Raw genomic sequence first — 17579 nt, forward strand, 5'->3', positions numbered from 1 at the left:
TTGCCGGTGTAGAATCTATCGGAACACACACTATGCGCAAAACCTTCGGTTATTGGTTCTATAAACAAACAAAAGATGTAGCCATGTTGCAAGAAGTCTTGAATCACAGCACACCACAAGTTACACTCAAATATATTGGAATCAATAAAGAAGAAAAAGATAATATTCTTGATACATTTCAAATTTAATTAACAAATATGTTTATAATTTATTAAGGAGTACACATATATGAACAAGAAAAGAAAAAAGATACTTATTACTTTAATTTTATTTTTCATAACCTCCATTATTTTTTGGCTTATAGCTACCATTTCAATAAATCATTCTCTGATACTCTTACTTATTATCTTTACTCTAACAATATATGCATCCATAAATGATTGGAAAAAGAATCATAATGATAGCATTTTGTTTATTGTAGCCTCTGTATTTATTTTACTATGTATTATCACCCAATTATATATTATATACCCTGTCAGTTAACATAACCCCACTTATCGGTATTCAATGTATCTAAAAACCTAGAAAAGTACCTTCAGAAGATTTGAAGATACTTTTCTTTTACATAATCAGTGTTATCGATAGTTAATCTTTTATATGGGGTAGCACCAACATTTCGCGAAATTCGTACGCTAAGGAATTATTCGGTGTCTTTTTTTAATATATCGATTAATAAAATAAGTTATATAAATAATTTGTTATACTTCCATGTACCCTAGCTGATATAATGTATAAGGCAATTATTGGTTAATTAATGGTTCACATATATTAGGGAGGTACATAAGCCATGTTAGAGGTAATTACGGCATTTTTCTTACTAATTCTCCATTCCATTGTTTATCTCTTTTCAAGTGGAGAAACTAAGCAAATATCAAAAAAACATATAAAAGAAATTCTTAATAGTCCGGATGGAGTAATAATATTAATCGTTGCTGCGGCACTTTTAATTGGGGGGATATATTTATATTTTTATGGTTTCGATGTAACAATGATTGTATAATAAGAACCGAAAACGATCGTTTAAGGAACTCTATTTAATTCTAATATAACTAAAAGAAATACAGTCAAAAACCAGTTCCAAAACTCATTATCAAAAACAAAGTACCATTACAAACATTAAATGTCGTTTATGGTACTTTGTTAACGTATGGTAAAACCAAGTTTTTTAACTTAAAAATTCCTTAGCGTACGAAATTCGCGTTATGTTGGTGGGACCCCTATATTAAGGTTAGCTAACTGTTGCTTTAAATCCCAATGCTTTGGCCTTTTTTTTGGATCAAACCATATAGCTCCTTCTTGAAGCCAATTCTCACGATATGCTTCAATAGTCCATCCGAGTTCTTCATCATCATATCCTGGTTGAAAAGCACAACAGGCACATATTAAACTTACGTTTGAGATTCCTTCTTTAATATAGAATGGTCCTGGTAAACAATTATAGCCACAAACTGAACAGACATATCTTCTTATAAACTTTCTAAACAACATACCAACTCCTTTATCATTGAGGTATGTTTACATAATTCCCGTTATTGGAAGTCATTTTAAAATTCTATGTGTCGATTTTTTCTTTGCCCTTGCGGATAAACCACCATATCAAAGCTAGAAGTAGTATGAGGAGCGGTATTCCCTGAATAAAGAGAAATACTCCCCAAAAAAGAAGTTCAGTACTATCTGGAGAGTCTGTTGTCATTGCACCTATAAAAAATGCGACTGGAATTGTGAGTAGATTCACCCCTAAGCTGACCATTATAAATGATAGATTTTTTGCCTCAATTTTTGGTGAATAAGCCTTTATAATTACGAATATTGCAGTGCCAATTATAAGAAACAGTATTACATAAAGATTATTAGGATATCTCATAATATTCCTCTGTCACTCCTATACATTTTCTAATGATTGTATACATTTCCATTTACAACCACCTTATCATAGAATATGTGAAAAAATCAGTAGATTTTTATAGTATATTCTATTCATGTTTGGTTAACATAACGTAACATTATTGGTAGTTAGATATTACCATAATCCCCATGATATCAACATTCTGTGTGTGACTTAAAATCTATTCTTCATACGCCATTTCATACATTCCTGTAATGATGCTAATCCTTCTGTTTTCATTTCTAGCAATTTTCGTATGAATTCCTGCATATATTGCTTGTTCAGATGTTAAACTAGTTTTATATTATCTAAACAGTCATCTGAACAGAAAAACAGGGAAACCCTTGTCAGACATAGAATTGTTCAGTTGTTTGAATGGTGTTTAGTTCAGATGTTTAGGTGTTTAGAAGGATGGTGATCTGAACAGTGCAACAAAAAGACTGGCTATCAGCTGAAGAAGTAGCCAAGGAAATAAAAGTATCAGCTATGACTATAAAACGAAACTGTCAGACCTACGATAGTTTTTTAAAATTCCAACAAGGCGAAAAAAACAAGTATTTAATCCATCGAGAATGTATACCTGTTTTTCAATTTATAGCTAAAATGAGAAATAAAAGAAACCTCCAAACAAAACAAATTATTGAGCTCCTCAGTAAAGAAAGATTCCCTGAATATATAGACATTGAACCTATCCAAACAACTGAACAAACCCGAGTAGGACAAGGAGTTATAGCTGTTCAAGAGTTGGATAGAATTGTTACTGAAAGAGTATCTGAACAACTAAAAAAACATGAGGAAAGTTTAAAGGAATGGTTAATTGAACAGCAAAAACAACAACAGGATTTTCAAAAAGCTGTGATTCAAAGAATGGATGAGCGTGATCAAAGCCTAATGACTATGATCCGTGAAACCCAGGAGACTAAAAAATTGATTGCAGCCACTCAACAAAAAAAGTGGTGGCAATTTTGGAAATAGAAAAAGCCTTGCTTATATGCAGGCTTTTTTATACAGAATTCTATACAGATTTTTGTACTAATACAGGACATTCATAAACCTGAAAAGTTCCAATATCTCTACAATGTATAAAATCATGAATAGCACGATACCAAGAGAAAACGGACAAACCCAATTGTATCAAAGGTTTGTCCGTTTTCCTTGCTACCGATAATGTGCGTTATGTGAACTAGATTTGTATAGAGCATGCATTCAACCCTTTCAGATCTTCTTCAACTAAAGAGCCATTTAATGGAGCGAGCTTGTGAAATTCTCAAAGGCAATAGGTACATAAAAAGAGAATATATTTATTAATGCTATTTGAATTACTGAAAGGAGAGAGTAGAATGAAAGATAAATTGTTGAGGGTTGGAACTATTTATATTCCTGTTACCAATGTAGAACTTTCTTCAAAATGGTATGTAAACAAATTAGGTGCAGAGTTAAGCTATAAAGATGAAGACAAGGCTATTCTTAACTTTGCAAACCAAAGTTTTTTTTTGGTTAAATCCCAAGCAAATCAAAGCTTAAATTTTTTCGATTTTTGTGATGAAGAGCGCTTCTCTTTAACATTTGAAGTTAATGGTTTAAATGCACTTGAATCAATCCATAGTGATTTTATTAAAAAAGAAATAAAAGTTGGAGAAATCGAGAACAGAGGACACACTGGAAAGAACTTTGTTTTTTATGATTTAAATGGTAATAAATTTGATGTTTGGAGTCAATTAAGTCCCATCTTCAAAGAAAAATATCTAATATCGCAATAAAAGATTTTGATCATTCAATAAACAGTGGATTTTCAGGAATTAATATGATGACAACTAAGTTAAATCATTATTCCGCAATCGGGCACGATTGTGGAAGATAATAAATACAAAAGGATCTTCAATCGAAGATCCTTTTTCAGTACCGATAATAGGACGTTATGTTAACCTCACATGTATAGAATATGCAATCAAAATACCTTTTATTATCTATATTCTTGATGTGGTACAATCTGGATAAAAGGTAGAAGGAGATAGACAATGACAGAAATCATTAAAGAGATTGTTTCCCAAAACAAAAGATACAAGGTTCAAGTTATCAAACGAAATAATGGCTTTTTCACTACAGAAGTTTTTGCGTGGTTTGAGGATTATGGATATAAGCATTGGGCTCCTATTAAACAAGGAATATCGTTAATTGATACAGAAAAACATGCTATAGCCATAGCAATGGAAGATTTAAAAGTGTATTCAGGTGAAAATGATTAATCGGTGTGGATTACACTTATCTCTGAACAAGAGAGGAGATTGCTGTAATATTAAAAATTAGCTTCCTATAACGATAATTATGTAAAAGAGCTGTCCATATGGGCAGCTCTTTGTATTTAAAGAACAACTGTTTCCGCAGTCTTCTTTAACAAAGCAAGACTTTATAAAATATGATACTAAACATATATATGTTTTTGATTTTAAACGATTTCCCTGTTTTTGGGTGTGAGTGCTGGCTCGTCGTGTGGGGGCGAAACCCCACATAGCGTTAATTTCATATGGAAAAAGAAGAATACCTTGAACGGAAGAACTAGCGGTTCGGCTGGTACAATTGCTGATCCAAGTCGAGCAACTTAATCCCGTTTTTGGTCTGTTCGGCTTGGCGAAAGCTAAAAACCAGCCGAAAAAAGTTCCGCAAGGACAGAAAAAAAAAAGAAAAGGCGATAGCCTTTAGGTGAGGAATAACGAACCGACTTTTCTTTTTCTGAAGGTGGAGATTTTTGAGCGTTATTTGCTCAAAAATACTACCTGTTCCTTGCGGAACTTTTAGCCTTTAATAATAGTGATAATAGAGAGCATCTACAAAAAACGTGTGAATCCCTTGATATGACTGGGTTGAATACACTTTTCAGGGTGTGACGAAAACGTCACACTTTTAAGTCTTTTTGTGACGTTTTCGTCACACCTAAAAAAATACAATTAAGTAAAAAAAGCGGATAACTTGCTTTGAAATACATATAAAAAAGACTATATCAAATTGATATAGTCTAAAAAAATCTAGCTGGTAATTTTACCTTTTTACCATTTTGATCTTTAAGATTTTTCAAAGAATATTGAAACAATCTCATCGTTAATTTATCAAGTTTCACTTCATTTTTTCGAGGTGCACAAATCATTATATAAGGATTTACCACCCATGTTCTAGGACTTACAGTGCGACCATTTTCAATAATTTGTCCAGCACCTTCTGGATTAAGTAAAATTTCTTTTTTCTTTAATGAATTCATAACCAAAGAAGTTTTTTCTCTTGATTTCCCTATCATTTCAGCAATTTCAGAAACAGTTGCTGCTTTTGGTAACTCATAATCTTCCTCAGCACTCTTTCGTTTTCTTTTAAATTTATCATCTCTACAAATAATAACATTACTTCTAAACTCCAAATAAGCTTGAATTCTAAATAAAAAACTTTCCTCTGCTTGAGTTAAATAACCAATATTATTCAACAAATCTAAATTTCTGTGCATTACTTGATTAAATGGCTCTCCAGCAAATGGATCTTTATTAGTTCCAACATAATGGTCTTCTCCAGTTAATTCTTTTAACTGTTGTAAAAGAGATTTTTTTAGTTCCTCAGCTTGGTCTCTTTGTTTTCCATATTTCTCAAAATCTCTTTTTCTAGCATTTCTATCAGCTTGATTTAAAGCTTGTCCCAATTCTTCATTCATTGTTAATTCCTCCTCTAAATTAAGGGAATCAACAAAAACACCTATTTTTTGCTATTTGATTATAAAACAAATTATGATAATCTATAATCAGATAAATGAAGTCTAGGTATTTTCGTAGAATACCCTATAAAAAGAGTCATGTTCCAGCATGGCTCTTTTTTTTCATTCTATCACGTTTTCAATAACCTTGAAGATAAAAACAAAGTTTCCCTATTTTTTACCGTTCCCTATCAAAATCTCGATGTCTGCTTATTTCTCTCTTATGTTCACGTTCAAATTGATTATCTACTCCCTTGCTATCCAATTCATTTTTAACAATCCCTCTAAACACCTTAAATTGTTCTTTTAAAACTTTTTTCGTTTGTACATACAAAACTCTTATATTCGTCTGCAAAACCTTTATATGAGCTTTTAATGAGCTAATTTCTATATTTAATACACCAACTTTTTTTTGTAACTTACTTTTTTCTTGTTTCAACGTTCGATTTTCTTTCATCCATCCCTCTGCATGCGTTTTTAAACTCTCATTCTCTTTCACAAAATCTGTTTTTTTCAAACGCTCATAATCCTTTTTGATAGTAACCGCTGCATTCACTTGCTTTGTTAATTCTTGATATTGTTCTGGTGATAACACATAATTTCTTGTCTGTTTCTTCGTGATTTCAGCTTTTCCAAACATTTTATCCTGTACTTCTACTACTACTTCTTTACGTAAAAATGGAATTTTAACAGGTTCATTGGGTACTTGATCCGTAACACTATCTAATTCTTTTTGCATTTGTTCTACTCTTTTTTCTAACTCTATATGACACTGGCCAATTAGCTGTAGCTTTTCACTTTCACTCTCTACTTGTTGTTTCACTACCTCTAATTCTTTGTACTTATCAACGACATCGCTTTCCAAACTCTTTTTCACTACTTGTAATTCGTTTGTTTTCTCTTCAACATTTTTTAAGTTATGGTCAATCGTTTGTAACTGCATCTCTTTTTCTTGTACTTGATTCTCAACAATTGATTTTGTTTCTGCATATTCCTTGTATTGACGGACTTTCATGTATTTATGTGAACCTACATTGGCACGTTCAAAATTTGGAATGTGTTCTTTCGCTAATTTCTCAATATAGGCCGTTTCTAATTCTCTCCAATGTGCAATTAACTTTCTTCCCGTTCCCTCTACACCTTGTTGCTGCAAAGCTCTATCCATTCCGACACGCCTCGTTAATCCTCGACTACTTTCGAAATTCGGTACATAGTTAATATGTAAATGCGGATTGGCTTCATCATCATGTAAAACCATGTTATAAACCGTTAGGTTTGGATTTCGCTCTTGAAACGCCTCCGCATACTGTTTTAACGCTTCTTTTTTAGCTTCCCTATACTTTGGGTCATCTTTACCCTCTCCAACCGCTACAACCAATTCTCGTTGCTCATGTGTCTTATCATCTTTATGTATTTTGTCATAGTAATCATCAATCTTACGGTCATTCCGTTTTTGTTTTTCGTTATACTTGTCCACCGCTTCCTGAAAAACATCCTTGTATACACTTCGGATGTCCTTTTGAACAAAGTAAATATTCTCCTCTAACCTGGATGGATCTATGCCAAGATTTCCATAAATATTTTCTCTGTTATTGTGGCTCAATGAACTTTGGTGAGATTGATTAAATGAGATAGACCCCAACATAAAATGCCACCACTTTCCCTAGATTAATTGATACCATAAGTCTAGCAAAGCGACGAAATGGAGTCAATTAGAGTAACCCTATACTTATTTTGACGCTAACGCATCAAAATCGATAGGGGTCTGCGACGCTTTTCGGCTTTGCCGAGCCATGCTTAGCATGGCAAAAAAAGACCTTGGACTCTGTCCAAACCTGCCGGGGAACTCTTCCCCAGACCCCCTTTATCGAACTCCCCAACCCCTCAAATCCTTGAGGGACTCCCTCGCCGGTTGGCGGGGTCAAACGTATACCGTTTGACAATCTAAAAGGGTTTTAGTGTAGTTCAGTTGGTCAAGTAAAATACTCCCTTCGCTTCGCTAGGTCCGTTTTAATTGACCAACACAAGTAATCATTTTTACTCTCGTTCATTATTAATACTCTTTAATTCTTTTAAAAAACTGTAGAACTAAAAAGAACCGGGCAATTTATGCCCAGTTCTTTTTTAGTTAGATTTCTCAATTTAATTATCTTATTTCACGCTTTCTTTAGAAGTTGCTGATACTGCATCTTTAAATGCATCATGGATTTGTGAAAAAGACGTTTTTCCATCTGCACTAATTGTAATCGATTGATTTGGACTATTTTCATTTGATTTTAGGTTGTCCAATTTCATCAAACTAAAATTCTATTTTTAATTAACGCGCATATGTAATAAAGTCATACATAGGCTTAACCATTTTTGGACCACCATTTGAATCTATAACTTTATTACCACTTAAATCATACCCACCATTATGAACACCAATTATTTGATTTGAAGAGTTCAACATAGCAGAACCAGATTGTCCACCGTAGGTATCAATTTCATAGAAAGCTAAGGATGAATTTTCTTGTAGAATCGAACCAGAAGATCCCCATTGAGATACAACCCCTGTACTTTGTGCTTTATCTCCAGGATATCCGTATACTTTTATTCCAACACCTTTTATACTACTAACTTGTTTAATACCTAAACTACCAACAACATCACCGATATGTGAACCTCCATTTGTTGATACTTTCATTACTGCAAAATCATATTCAGAACTACCTCCGCTATTAATATATCCAGAAGGAACACTGTAACTTTCAATATTATAATATCCATAACTATAGTGTGAATCGTTTAATGCCGGAATAATATATCCAGTTTTTAAATACTGTTTAGTGTCCGTGTCGTATACACAATGAGCATTAGTTAAAACTGTATCTTTTCCAATTACAGTCCCTGTGCACATATAATCACCATCAGGGAAGGACGTAGAAATATATGATATTGAACGATAGGGTTGTGTAGATGTATCAGATACCTTGTTTCGAGTATCATTCCCGAAAACAACCTCATTTGGTTTATCTTTTTCTTTAGGTAATCCTAATTTATTTAAAGGTTTTAAATTAAAGGGAGCTCCTGGTGTAATTTCCTTTCCATTCCCAATTATTCCAGTGTTAATTTCATCGTAATCTTGTTGTGTTAAAGACTTTGAGTACTCATTGAATTTTACTATAGTACCATCAGATTTAATCATGTCGTAAGGACTACTTTGGTTTTGAGTTAATATTTTTTCCGGTTGAACGGTTGTTTCCGCCGAAGCGAAACTAGTAAAAGAGATGAGACTAAGTGAAAAAACAAGAGAACAAGCAAACTTTTTAACTTTCATTTTTATTCCCCCCATAAATTTAATACACAAAATAATTTTACAAAAAAATGAGAGTTATTTGGAATAAAATAAAAATTTATCAACTTTTTACCTTTTCGTATTTTTCTATTATCAACTTTTGAGGATATGATTCTACTACTTGTTTTATCCATATTTTTATCTTATCTCCACTTTCGATATTTTTTAATAAATTGGAGTTATGAGAAGTTAATATAGAATCAGATGGGTGCTGTTTGTTTTTAATTTTATCAAGAATATTCTGATAATTCTCGTTGTCCTCATTTTGAATGAAATAAATTTTATTATTTTTGAATATAACATACCCTTCTTTTATAGATGACGTTTCGTTTGTAGGGTTTACAGTAGAATCTAAAGCGATTTCTTTTACAGGTTTTTTTATAATAAGCAGAGCCATGCAGGTAATAAGTAACAGTATAACTATTACGATAATCATCTTATTGTTTTTCATATTAACCTCCTCTGTATATCTTGATACATTATAAAATAGCACAATTCAATAGCAAAAAAATAAATGTAACCTTACTTTAAATAAAGTTACATCCAAAAATCATTTTCATATGTCAATTTGGAATAAAGTTTAATCAGAAATATTTTAAAATCCCTTATTTGATAAGAGACAAAAGGAATCTATTTTGAAAAAAGATTGATCAAAACAGATTCTTACTTTATGAAACATTATACAATTTTTATAAAAAAACTTAATCAAAACTCACTTAATTTTTTTACTTGATGGAATAAAGCATCGTATTCTAAATTGAAAGTAAACTTTTGAATATTAGTTTACATTCGTTTTCCCTTAAATATTGACTTCTCACTAAATCTCCTGATATCCTCAAAATACACAACAAAAGTATACATTCAAAACACTTTAAATAAAGAGGTCAAAAATCCATGAACAAAAAACCACATCTCATTGATGTCCAACCCATCCGTAGCAAAGAACAGATCGAAGATATGAAATGGGCCCTTAAACGTCATTGTTCCGAACGAGACTATAACCTATTTTTGATTGGTATTCATACTGGATTACGTGTGAGTGATCTACTTCAGCTTGAAGCACACACTATCGTAAAACTAAAACGAAAAAAGAGAAAAGAATTCAAAATCAAAGAAGGAAAAACAAAGAAAGAACGTATGATTAACCTTACTTCTATTTTTGATGAAGTCTATTCGTATGCCCAAACACTAGAAAACAACTGGTTATTTCCTTCAAGAAAAGGAGAGAAACCCATTAGTAAGATCCAGGCTTATCGACAATTGCAAAAAGCCGGAGATTTTGCCGGTGTAGAATCTATCGGAACACACACTATGCGCAAAACCTTCGGTTATTGGTTCTATAAACAAACAAAAGATGTAGCCATGTTGCAAGAAATTCTAAATCATAGTACACCCCAAATCACACTAAAATACATTGGAATTAATAAAGAAGAAAAAGACAATGTACTTGATAATTTCTATATTTAAAATCTATCAAAAAAACGACATCTACATAGATGCCGTTTTTTCTGGTGCTTTTTTTGTAAATTGATATAAAGCAATTGCACCCAAAATAACAAGTATTCCTTCAGGAGCATCTAATAATACTGTTTTCCATGTTTCTGAAATTAATAATTCATTACCTGTAGAGGCTTTATAATATCCTTTTACACAACCAATAGTAAACTGAATTACAGATAAAGAGACAAATAGCCATAAACCAAATCGAATCATTTTTTTATCTTTAAACATATAGCACCCCTTAAATAGAAAATCATAATATTAAATAAAATATATATACTTTCCGTGTTTCTGTCAACAAATGGATAATATATATTTTATTTCAAATCAAAACTTATACAAAATTTATCCCCTATAATTTCTCTTATTAATTATATAATTCACCTTCCTAATTCTTAATTATCAAGAAGATAAATCACAATAAAAAGATCCGCAACAGATTATTGCATGCCTTTTTTATAACGCTACGATGCGTTCCTTACTATTTAACATTAGAATAATTAAAGTAATTAAAGGAGGTACATATATGGACATTGGAAAAAAAATAAAACATTTAAGATTAATAAATAACATGACACAAGAAGATGTAGCCAGCCAATTATTTATTTCAAGACAAGTCATATCTAAATGGGAACTAGGAAAAAGTCTTCCCGATCTAACCAATTTATTAGCCTTAAGCAATCTATTTAATGTTTCAATTGATTCTTTATTAAAGGAGGATTCAAATTTGCAAAATCAGATAATAAAACAAAGCAATTACAAAAGATATTTATTAATAGCTTCTCTCTACATATATTCTTTAATTACTATTGTTGTTATATTTTATTGTCTCATTGCCTTTTTACTTATACCAAAAGACATAAAAACATCAGATCTAAAGGTTATTAATTCCCACTTTTATCAAGAATCTACAGTTGTTTTTAATATTTCGAATTTCCCTTGTTTATCCACGGTAAACATGACATTATTATTACGACTGTCCGTTCCTCCTATGCTTGTTTCATTAGGGCTGGAATACATGGCCAGAACAGCTATCTCATAAATGCCCTCTGTTAGCACGTGGCTCTTTTCGAAATCATCCATAATACTTTGAGCATTGGGAACAGTTTCACTATTTTTGTAGGTATTGTAATAGTAATTAAAATTGATAACACCTGTATAATTAGCATGATCTATAGGTTTACTATCTTTTAACATTTTCATTATGTTGTCAGTGTTTATTTTTTGATCGCGTTTGAAATTTTTAATTAATTCCTTTTCTTGTTGTTTATCTATATGTATATCTAAATAGTAATAGAAATTTGGATTCTTTTTATGATAGGAGAATTCACTTAATAAGTTATACTTTTTTATCATCTTATCGGATTGTTTCAAAACATCACGATGTTGTTCAACATAAGCTCCTTTGAATATTTTTAGAAAAACATCATCGCTTCCATTTTTAACTATTTCATATGAGTCTTTGTCTACAATTAAATAAGCAAGAGTGCGGTATGGTTTTTTTATTTCCACGTAAGTCTGTTGATCAGGAGCTCCAAACCCACTATCAGCAGAAAGAATTTTAAAATCCCCATTCTTTATCCCGTAGTTTTCGGACAAATAATCTCCTATTGGTTTTTCTAATAGTTTTGTGTCTATAGAACAACCACTTAATAGGAATAGTGATATGCTCAGTAATAAGATAAAAACAGTTACTTTTGGTTTCCTCATTCAAGTTCTCCCTTTTCTATTATATATTTCATACAATCATAGTTGAGGTTTTTGCCCATCTCTTATTTAAATCCCCCTATGTTCATTTTTCATTCTTACCCTTCCTTACACTACATTTTACCATTTTTAAAGATAAAAAAGGGACTCTCTTGTGAGAAGTCGTTCCTTATTTAAAACACAATAATCGTTGTATTAGGGGTCAACATACGTCGCCATCAACTTAAGAATTTTCACTACCCCTAAGTACAAAAAAACGTTATTTTTTCTTATTCCCTCTTTTCGGGACATGGACATGTATGTTGAGGACTACTAGGCCTCAACATACTTTTTTCGAAATACTATTATTAACATATTAATAGCAAGGGAATGATTATAGACTGATCTATACTGCATTCCCTTATTGTATGTATGCTATATTCTTATTCGCCTTTTTCTAACAGTAGAACCACGAATCTTGGCGAAGACATTGGTTTTTGCCCTTTCCTGAGGTCCGTCCCCACACAACGAACCAACCTCTACTCTAAAAATAGCTATAACATCAGATTTGATAGTCTATCAAATCTGATGTTATAGCTATTTTTGTTTATCCCAAGTTTTTTAAAATATTTTTTTGTTTTTTTTTATTTATTCTACTTTTCTTTCACTTAATAGAGTAAGAGGCTAATTTAATTAAATTTCATTTGAAATATGGATATTTATTTTTAACCTCATTATTAAATTAAACTTTTAAAAAATAATTGAAAAAGAGGTAGTAAGTCCTTTGGGAACTAAATTAGGAACAGTGCATATTTATAGCGTTACGCAAGATGAACTTGATATACCAGCTAGATATTTCCATAGTCCAACTCGCTTCGAACAAGTAAATTTAAAATAAAAGTATTTTTAATTGAAACACTATACCCTTTTATTGAAATTAAATATATTTTAAAAACTATTAAAAGTCCTCCAGATTGTTTAACTGGAGGACTTTCGTATTCACATAATTCTTGTTAACCGAAACTTAAGATTCTATTTATTATTTTTTATCCTCTTCCAAATAAACATCAAAAAAGCCACAAATAGCACAAAAAGCGGTATTATTTGAATAAAGAAAAATCCTTTCCAAAAATAAAATGGATTATTATATGTAAATTCTGTAGCTGCCTCATTTCTATAAGAGACAAATGAACCCACCAAACAAGAAATTGGAATTGTAAGTACATTTATCGCTAAACAGATTATTATCAATGATAAATTTTTAGCCTTAATTTTTGGTGAAACAGATATGAAAAATAAAAATATTGAAATACCGGATATAAGAAAAAGTGGTATTACATAAAAAATTAACATAATATCCCTCCATTATTTTAATTGTACCATCAGTAAAAAAGAAGGAATTCAACACTCACAAGAAAAACTCTTTTTATCTCTATCAATCTATACAATTTTTATACATTCCTAATCTAGCTCTATTTTAGATTTCACATTTATTAATGAATTAGTTAAAAAACTGTATAAAATCTCGGATACCCTTACCATATTTTTTTCAAAATACTATAATTAACATCTTTATAGCAAGGGAATGCTTGTAGACTGATCTATACTGCATTCCCTTATTGTATGTATGCTATATTCTTATTCGCCTTTTTCTAACAGTAGAACCACGAATCTTGGCGAAGACATTGGTTTTTGCCCTTTCCTGGGGGGCCGTCCTCGCTTTTTATTCCACGATCCCCTTGACTACGAGCCTCCGAACCCTCAAACTCCCAAAGCCAACCCCAGCGGGCAAAAACCGCCCTTCTGGGGCCACCTCTGGCGAGTTTGCATGAGGGTTCCCCTCATCGTCAAGGAACTTTCGCGGCATAAACACCAGGACTCAGTTTATAAATCCCATAATAATTATTTTCCAAATAACCTCGCAAAAAATCCTTTTGATTCCGTAGATGCTGTTAATGATTTTGTTTCTTGCACTTCACGAATTGTTTCAAGTAACTTATGATCCCGTTTTTCTAACTTATTATCAATATAATCTTGTTGCTTTTGTAATTGTTCAATTAACAATTTATTAAATTCTTCTTGTTTCTCACTATATTCTCTAAGTTTACTAACTTCATTTTTTAATGCTTTTAATTCTTCAGCTAAAATTTCTCCAGCTTCTTTACTAGGAACAGGCTTTATACTCTCTCCACCTGTAGCAAAATAATGTTCAATTTGTTTCATTGAATAATTCTGTTCTCGATGTAATTGCTTAACTATTTTCATTTGCTCAAGTGCTTTTTCATCAAAAATATTGTAACCTGACTCATTTTTTTCTAAAGGAATATATGTCTTTAATTCTTTCATCCAATTCCTTATAACATTTGGTGATTCATCTAAACATAATGCAACTTCTTTAACAGTCATCGCTATATAACCTGGGTTTTCTCCACCTAGGTATTCACTTTTATCCATCTTTTTACCCACCTTTAAAACCTAGATAAAAACCTAGATATTTTTAATACCAATGGTTATTTTCAAAAAAATCAACCTTGGAACCTAGGTATTAAACCTAGGTTTTTACTAATTCATTCTACTAAAGTTTATATCCTCCTGTCATATAAAGATAACGATTTTTTCTCTTTCTTTATTCCATATTCCATTTTCTTCTTAATACATGATTATTTAACTTATACAGCGAAGATCATGGCCGCGCCACAAAGTATTTGCTAATACCTTACAACAAACCACGATCAGAATCACATTCCTATTTTTTTAACATAGTAAATTTCAGCTAAAAGATAAATCATTTTATAAAATTGGAAATTCCGAATCAAAAAAGAGAGAAGAGCATAAGGGGTTTTTGGGCCCAACTAGGGTTTGGGACTAGGCGGAGCCTAGCTTAAACGTGGGTACACAAAAATTCCCAGAATGGCCACTCACTGACGACACAAAAACCTTCAAATGTCCCCATTGTGTCCCTAGATGTAGACTCAGTGAGTACACAAAGTCCCTTTGATGTCTCCAGATGAGTACTCACTAAGGACATGATATTTTTAATAAATTGCAATCAAACATTACTTTAAAATACTAAAAGAAAACAATTCACATTAAATAAATATAAACCCTTAATCTAGAATCAAATAACAACAAAATACAAAATGCTATTCAGGCGCCCCAGAATCCTTTTTAAAGAATATAAATCTAAAATAATACTATTTGTCGTAAAAACAAAAACAAACGCTTAAAAAGAAAAATAAACAGGTTTAAAAGAAGGTTTTCCTTTGCTTTTGGGGTTGAGGCTGGTTCGTCGTGTGGGGACGAACCCCACGTATTACGTATCTAACTATGTGGTAAGTGAAATTATTAAACGAGAGTTCTAGCGGTTCGGCTCGTATAATAGCAATTCAAGCCGATGATCCCAAATAGTTGCTTTTGGATGTATCGGCTTGGTGATATCCAAACTCGAGCCGAAAAAAGTTCCGCAAGGATGTAGCAAAGCGGAAAGGGTGGAGATTTTCTGTAGCAAAGCGAAAGAAAATACAACCCGTTCCTTGCGGAACTTTTAGCTCCTTATATAGAGAGTGAGAAGGGACAAGCATAAAGAAGTATAAAAAAACCAGTAATACCAAGGGTTTATAGGACTTTTTATACTTATCAAATTTGATAAGTTTACTTATCAAATTTGATAAGTATAAAAATGTAAAAAAAAGACATCTAATTGATGTCTTTTAAAAAAATTTAATAGGTAAATCTTTTAATGGTTTAGCTCTCATAATTTTTATAAATTGTATCTTTAATCCTTCTTCAATATTATCCCGATCTCCAGCATATAAAATATGAGGATTGATAAATAATGCATAAGACTTTACATTGCTATTTTCTACAATACTTTCAGAACGAGCAATGATCCCTTTTGTATATAATGCCTTTACAACTCTACTCACCTTAGTCTCACTTGTCTCTAAAGACTTTGCTAATTCTCTTTGTGTAAGCGGTAATGGCTGTTTCTTTTTGGGATTGTCTACAATTGCATTAGATCCAAAACCTATAAAAGGAATCAAACTCATTAAAAACACAATTTCTTCATTTTTTAAATAAGATATACTTTGTAAATAACTCCAATTGTCTTGAATAATTTGAACAAATTTAGCTTTATTTTTTACTTTTCGCTCTGGAACTAATTTCATTCCTCTTAAATTAGCTTTTGATTGAAGTTCATTTGCTAAATACATCTCTTCTTCTGACAAGATCTTCGAATCCTCGATATCTCTCAATCTTGCATTTTTTTCAGCTTGTTTTAAATTGATAGTATTTGTCATAACTTTTCTCCTCATTCCTAGTATTTACAACTAGTACGGAGACTCTTTTTATGCTATTATGTAATTAGAATTTTATAAGAATAAAAAAGCCTCTCATTATAGTTGTTTCTCGACAATTCAATTATATCATGATTGGCTTTTTTTGTTGTAACTAAAAGAAAAAGGGCCCTATATATAGGACCCTTTTTTATTATTCTTGTAACCAAAAGCAAAGTAGCAATTAAGTATAAAAAATTCTAAAAAAGAAAAGGGCAAGCTACGGGTTTGTCATGACAAACCCTAAAAACTACGTTTTTAACTTGGTAGGAAATTCCTACAACCTTTACCGTTTTTTAGGTCTCAAAATTTCATTTTCTCGTCCTAAAACGGTTATCGCTTCGCTCGATTTTCTATCTTTTCGAAAGTAAACTTTTGAATAAAAATTTACATTAAAAAGAAGCATAGAAAAACATTCTATTCTATACTTCTTTTTTTATAAACAACTCAATTCCCTTTAATTATTGACTTAAATTCACCAATAATAGAGCTAATCATTTTTTTAAAACTATCATAAAATATAGGTAATAAAATTCCTAATCCAAAGACTAATGATGATTTTATACATATCCCTACAAATATTAAGATAAAACTTATATAGAAACTAACGTAATTTTTATCATCAATCTTTATTTTTTTTTTGAAACTATCATTTCCCTTTATCAGATCATCTAGTGTTACATTGTAAAACTCACTAAGTATAATCAAATTATCAATATCAGGATAACTTTTATCATTCTCCCATTTATAAACAGCTTGTCTAGTTACTCCAATTTTTTTCGCCACATCTTCTTGGGAAAGATTTTGTGATTCACGAAACTTTTTTAATTGTTGACCTAAACTCATCCCCTTCACCTCTTAAAAAAATTATTACACATAAAACAATAAAAAATAAAGAAACTATCAGTTCTATACATGTAAACCAATAGTTCACAATATACTTTTCTTTAACTTAAAATTTAAAAAGACCTCAAATATAAAAATTAAAACATCCAATGTAAACTTTTAGATATTAGTTTACATTCGTTTTCCCTTAAATATTGACTTCTCACTAAATCTCCTGATATCCTCAAAATACACAACAAAAGTATACATTCAAAACAC

Annotated in this window: 19 protein-coding genes and 1 pseudogene; 7 read left to right on the forward strand and 13 right to left on the reverse strand. The window is 31.2% G+C overall.

Going from position 1 to position 17579, the window contains the following annotated elements; genetic code table 11:
• The coding region (locus tag ABH955_RS28650; protein WP_404491947.1) for a tyrosine-type recombinase/integrase at positions 1-188 on the forward strand (188 nt) is incomplete at its 5' end.
• Between the two features lie 599 nt (positions 189-787).
• Entirely contained in the window at positions 788-1000 is a 213-nt protein-coding gene (locus ABH955_RS28655) for a hypothetical protein (RefSeq protein ID WP_231009705.1), read from the forward strand.
• Positions 1001-1200: 200 nt separating this feature from the next.
• Here ABH955_RS28655 and ABH955_RS28660 read toward each other — a convergent pair whose 3' ends face one another.
• Together ABH955_RS28660 and ABH955_RS28665 are read right to left on the reverse strand one after the other, a co-directional pair.
• Positions 1201-1488, reverse strand: coding sequence for a hypothetical protein (locus ABH955_RS28660; protein WP_404458337.1), 288 nt, complete (start codon positions 1486-1488; stop codon positions 1201-1203).
• A 64-nt stretch (positions 1489-1552) separates the two neighbouring features.
• Complete coding sequence (locus ABH955_RS28665; protein ID WP_404458339.1) at positions 1553-1864, reverse strand: hypothetical protein; 312 nt, start codon at positions 1862-1864, stop codon at positions 1553-1555.
• 447 nt (positions 1865-2311) lie between these two features.
• Here ABH955_RS28665 and ABH955_RS28670 point away from each other — a divergent pair, with 447 nt between their 5' ends.
• The 3 genes from ABH955_RS28670 to ABH955_RS28680 all read left to right on the forward strand — a co-directional run bounded on the left by ABH955_RS28670 (position 2312) and on the right by ABH955_RS28680 (position 4131).
• Positions 2312-2860: a DUF3967 domain-containing protein gene (locus tag ABH955_RS28670; RefSeq protein ID WP_404458342.1), complete on the forward strand. Its 549-nt coding sequence runs from the start codon at positions 2312-2314 to the stop codon at positions 2858-2860.
• Positions 2861-3225: 365 nt separating this feature from the next.
• A complete protein-coding gene (locus tag ABH955_RS28675) occupies positions 3226-3645 on the forward strand; it encodes a VOC family protein (protein WP_404458345.1) in 420 nt (139 codons plus the stop codon).
• 258 nt (positions 3646-3903) lie between these two features.
• A complete protein-coding gene (locus tag ABH955_RS28680; protein WP_098430888.1) occupies positions 3904-4131 on the forward strand; it encodes a hypothetical protein in 228 nt (75 codons plus the stop codon).
• 767 nt (positions 4132-4898) lie between these two features.
• Here the strand turns inward: ABH955_RS28680 and ABH955_RS28685 are convergent.
• The 5 genes from ABH955_RS28685 to ABH955_RS28705 form a co-directional block, all read right to left on the reverse strand.
• Positions 4899-5576, reverse strand: a complete 678-nt coding sequence (locus ABH955_RS28685) for a Rep protein (RefSeq protein ID WP_404458349.1) — start codon at positions 5574-5576, stop codon at positions 4899-4901.
• A gap of 217 nt (positions 5577-5793) precedes the next feature.
• On the reverse strand, positions 5794-7260 hold the full coding sequence (locus ABH955_RS28690; RefSeq protein WP_404491949.1) for a plasmid recombination protein: 1467 nt from the start codon (positions 7258-7260) through the stop codon (positions 5794-5796).
• Between the two features lie 506 nt (positions 7261-7766).
• A complete protein-coding gene (locus ABH955_RS28695) occupies positions 7767-7910 on the reverse strand; it encodes a hypothetical protein (protein ID WP_404458391.1) in 144 nt (47 codons plus the stop codon).
• A gap of 22 nt (positions 7911-7932) precedes the next feature.
• Positions 7933-8934 carry a trypsin-like serine peptidase gene (locus ABH955_RS28700; protein ID WP_404458367.1) on the reverse strand — a complete coding sequence of 334 codons (1002 nt, stop codon included), beginning with the start codon at positions 8932-8934 and terminating at the stop codon, positions 7933-7935.
• A 79-nt stretch (positions 8935-9013) separates the two neighbouring features.
• Positions 9014-9403, reverse strand: a complete 390-nt coding sequence (locus ABH955_RS28705) for a DUF3221 domain-containing protein (RefSeq protein WP_404458364.1) — start codon at positions 9401-9403, stop codon at positions 9014-9016.
• A 443-nt stretch (positions 9404-9846) separates the two neighbouring features.
• Between ABH955_RS28705 and ABH955_RS28710 the strand changes: the two genes are divergently transcribed.
• The gene (locus ABH955_RS28710; RefSeq protein ID WP_404481902.1) at positions 9847-10419 is read left to right on the forward strand and encodes a tyrosine-type recombinase/integrase; all 573 of its coding nucleotides are present in this window, start codon (positions 9847-9849) and stop codon (positions 10417-10419) included.
• Positions 10420-10440: 21 nt separating this feature from the next.
• Here ABH955_RS28710 and ABH955_RS28715 read toward each other — a convergent pair whose 3' ends face one another.
• A complete protein-coding gene (locus tag ABH955_RS28715; protein WP_016107356.1) occupies positions 10441-10683 on the reverse strand; it encodes a DUF3937 family protein in 243 nt (80 codons plus the stop codon).
• 295 nt (positions 10684-10978) lie between these two features.
• Between ABH955_RS28715 and ABH955_RS28720 the strand changes: the two are divergent.
• A pseudogene (locus ABH955_RS28720) lies at positions 10979-11362 on the forward strand (helix-turn-helix domain-containing protein); the annotation flags it as partial.
• Here the strand turns inward: ABH955_RS28720 and ABH955_RS28725 are convergent.
• From ABH955_RS28725 to ABH955_RS28745, 5 genes are all read right to left on the reverse strand, one after another.
• Positions 11353-12162, reverse strand: coding sequence for a hypothetical protein (locus ABH955_RS28725; RefSeq protein ID WP_404491950.1), 810 nt, complete (start codon positions 12160-12162; stop codon positions 11353-11355). The pseudogene ABH955_RS28720 and the gene ABH955_RS28725 overlap by 10 nt on opposite strands.
• A gap of 1008 nt (positions 12163-13170) precedes the next feature.
• Positions 13171-13491 (reverse strand): hypothetical protein, encoded by a 321-nt coding sequence (locus ABH955_RS28730; RefSeq protein ID WP_404491952.1) that lies wholly within the window; start codon positions 13489-13491, stop codon positions 13171-13173.
• Between the two features lie 549 nt (positions 13492-14040).
• Complete coding sequence (locus ABH955_RS28735; RefSeq protein WP_404491954.1) at positions 14041-14592, reverse strand: MerR family transcriptional regulator; 552 nt, start codon at positions 14590-14592, stop codon at positions 14041-14043.
• 1256 nt (positions 14593-15848) lie between these two features.
• Entirely contained in the window at positions 15849-16439 is a 591-nt protein-coding gene (locus tag ABH955_RS28740; protein ID WP_071742567.1) for a helix-turn-helix domain-containing protein, read from the reverse strand.
• Positions 16440-16922: 483 nt separating this feature from the next.
• On the reverse strand, positions 16923-17321 hold the full coding sequence (locus ABH955_RS28745; RefSeq protein WP_016103338.1) for a helix-turn-helix transcriptional regulator: 399 nt from the start codon (positions 17319-17321) through the stop codon (positions 16923-16925).
• Positions 17322-17579 lie beyond the last annotated feature (258 nt).

The sequence above is a fragment of the Bacillus sp. RC240 genome, from assembly GCF_044907945.1.
GTDB classification, from domain to species: Bacteria; Bacillota; Bacilli; order Bacillales; family Bacillaceae_G; genus Bacillus_A; species Bacillus_A mycoides.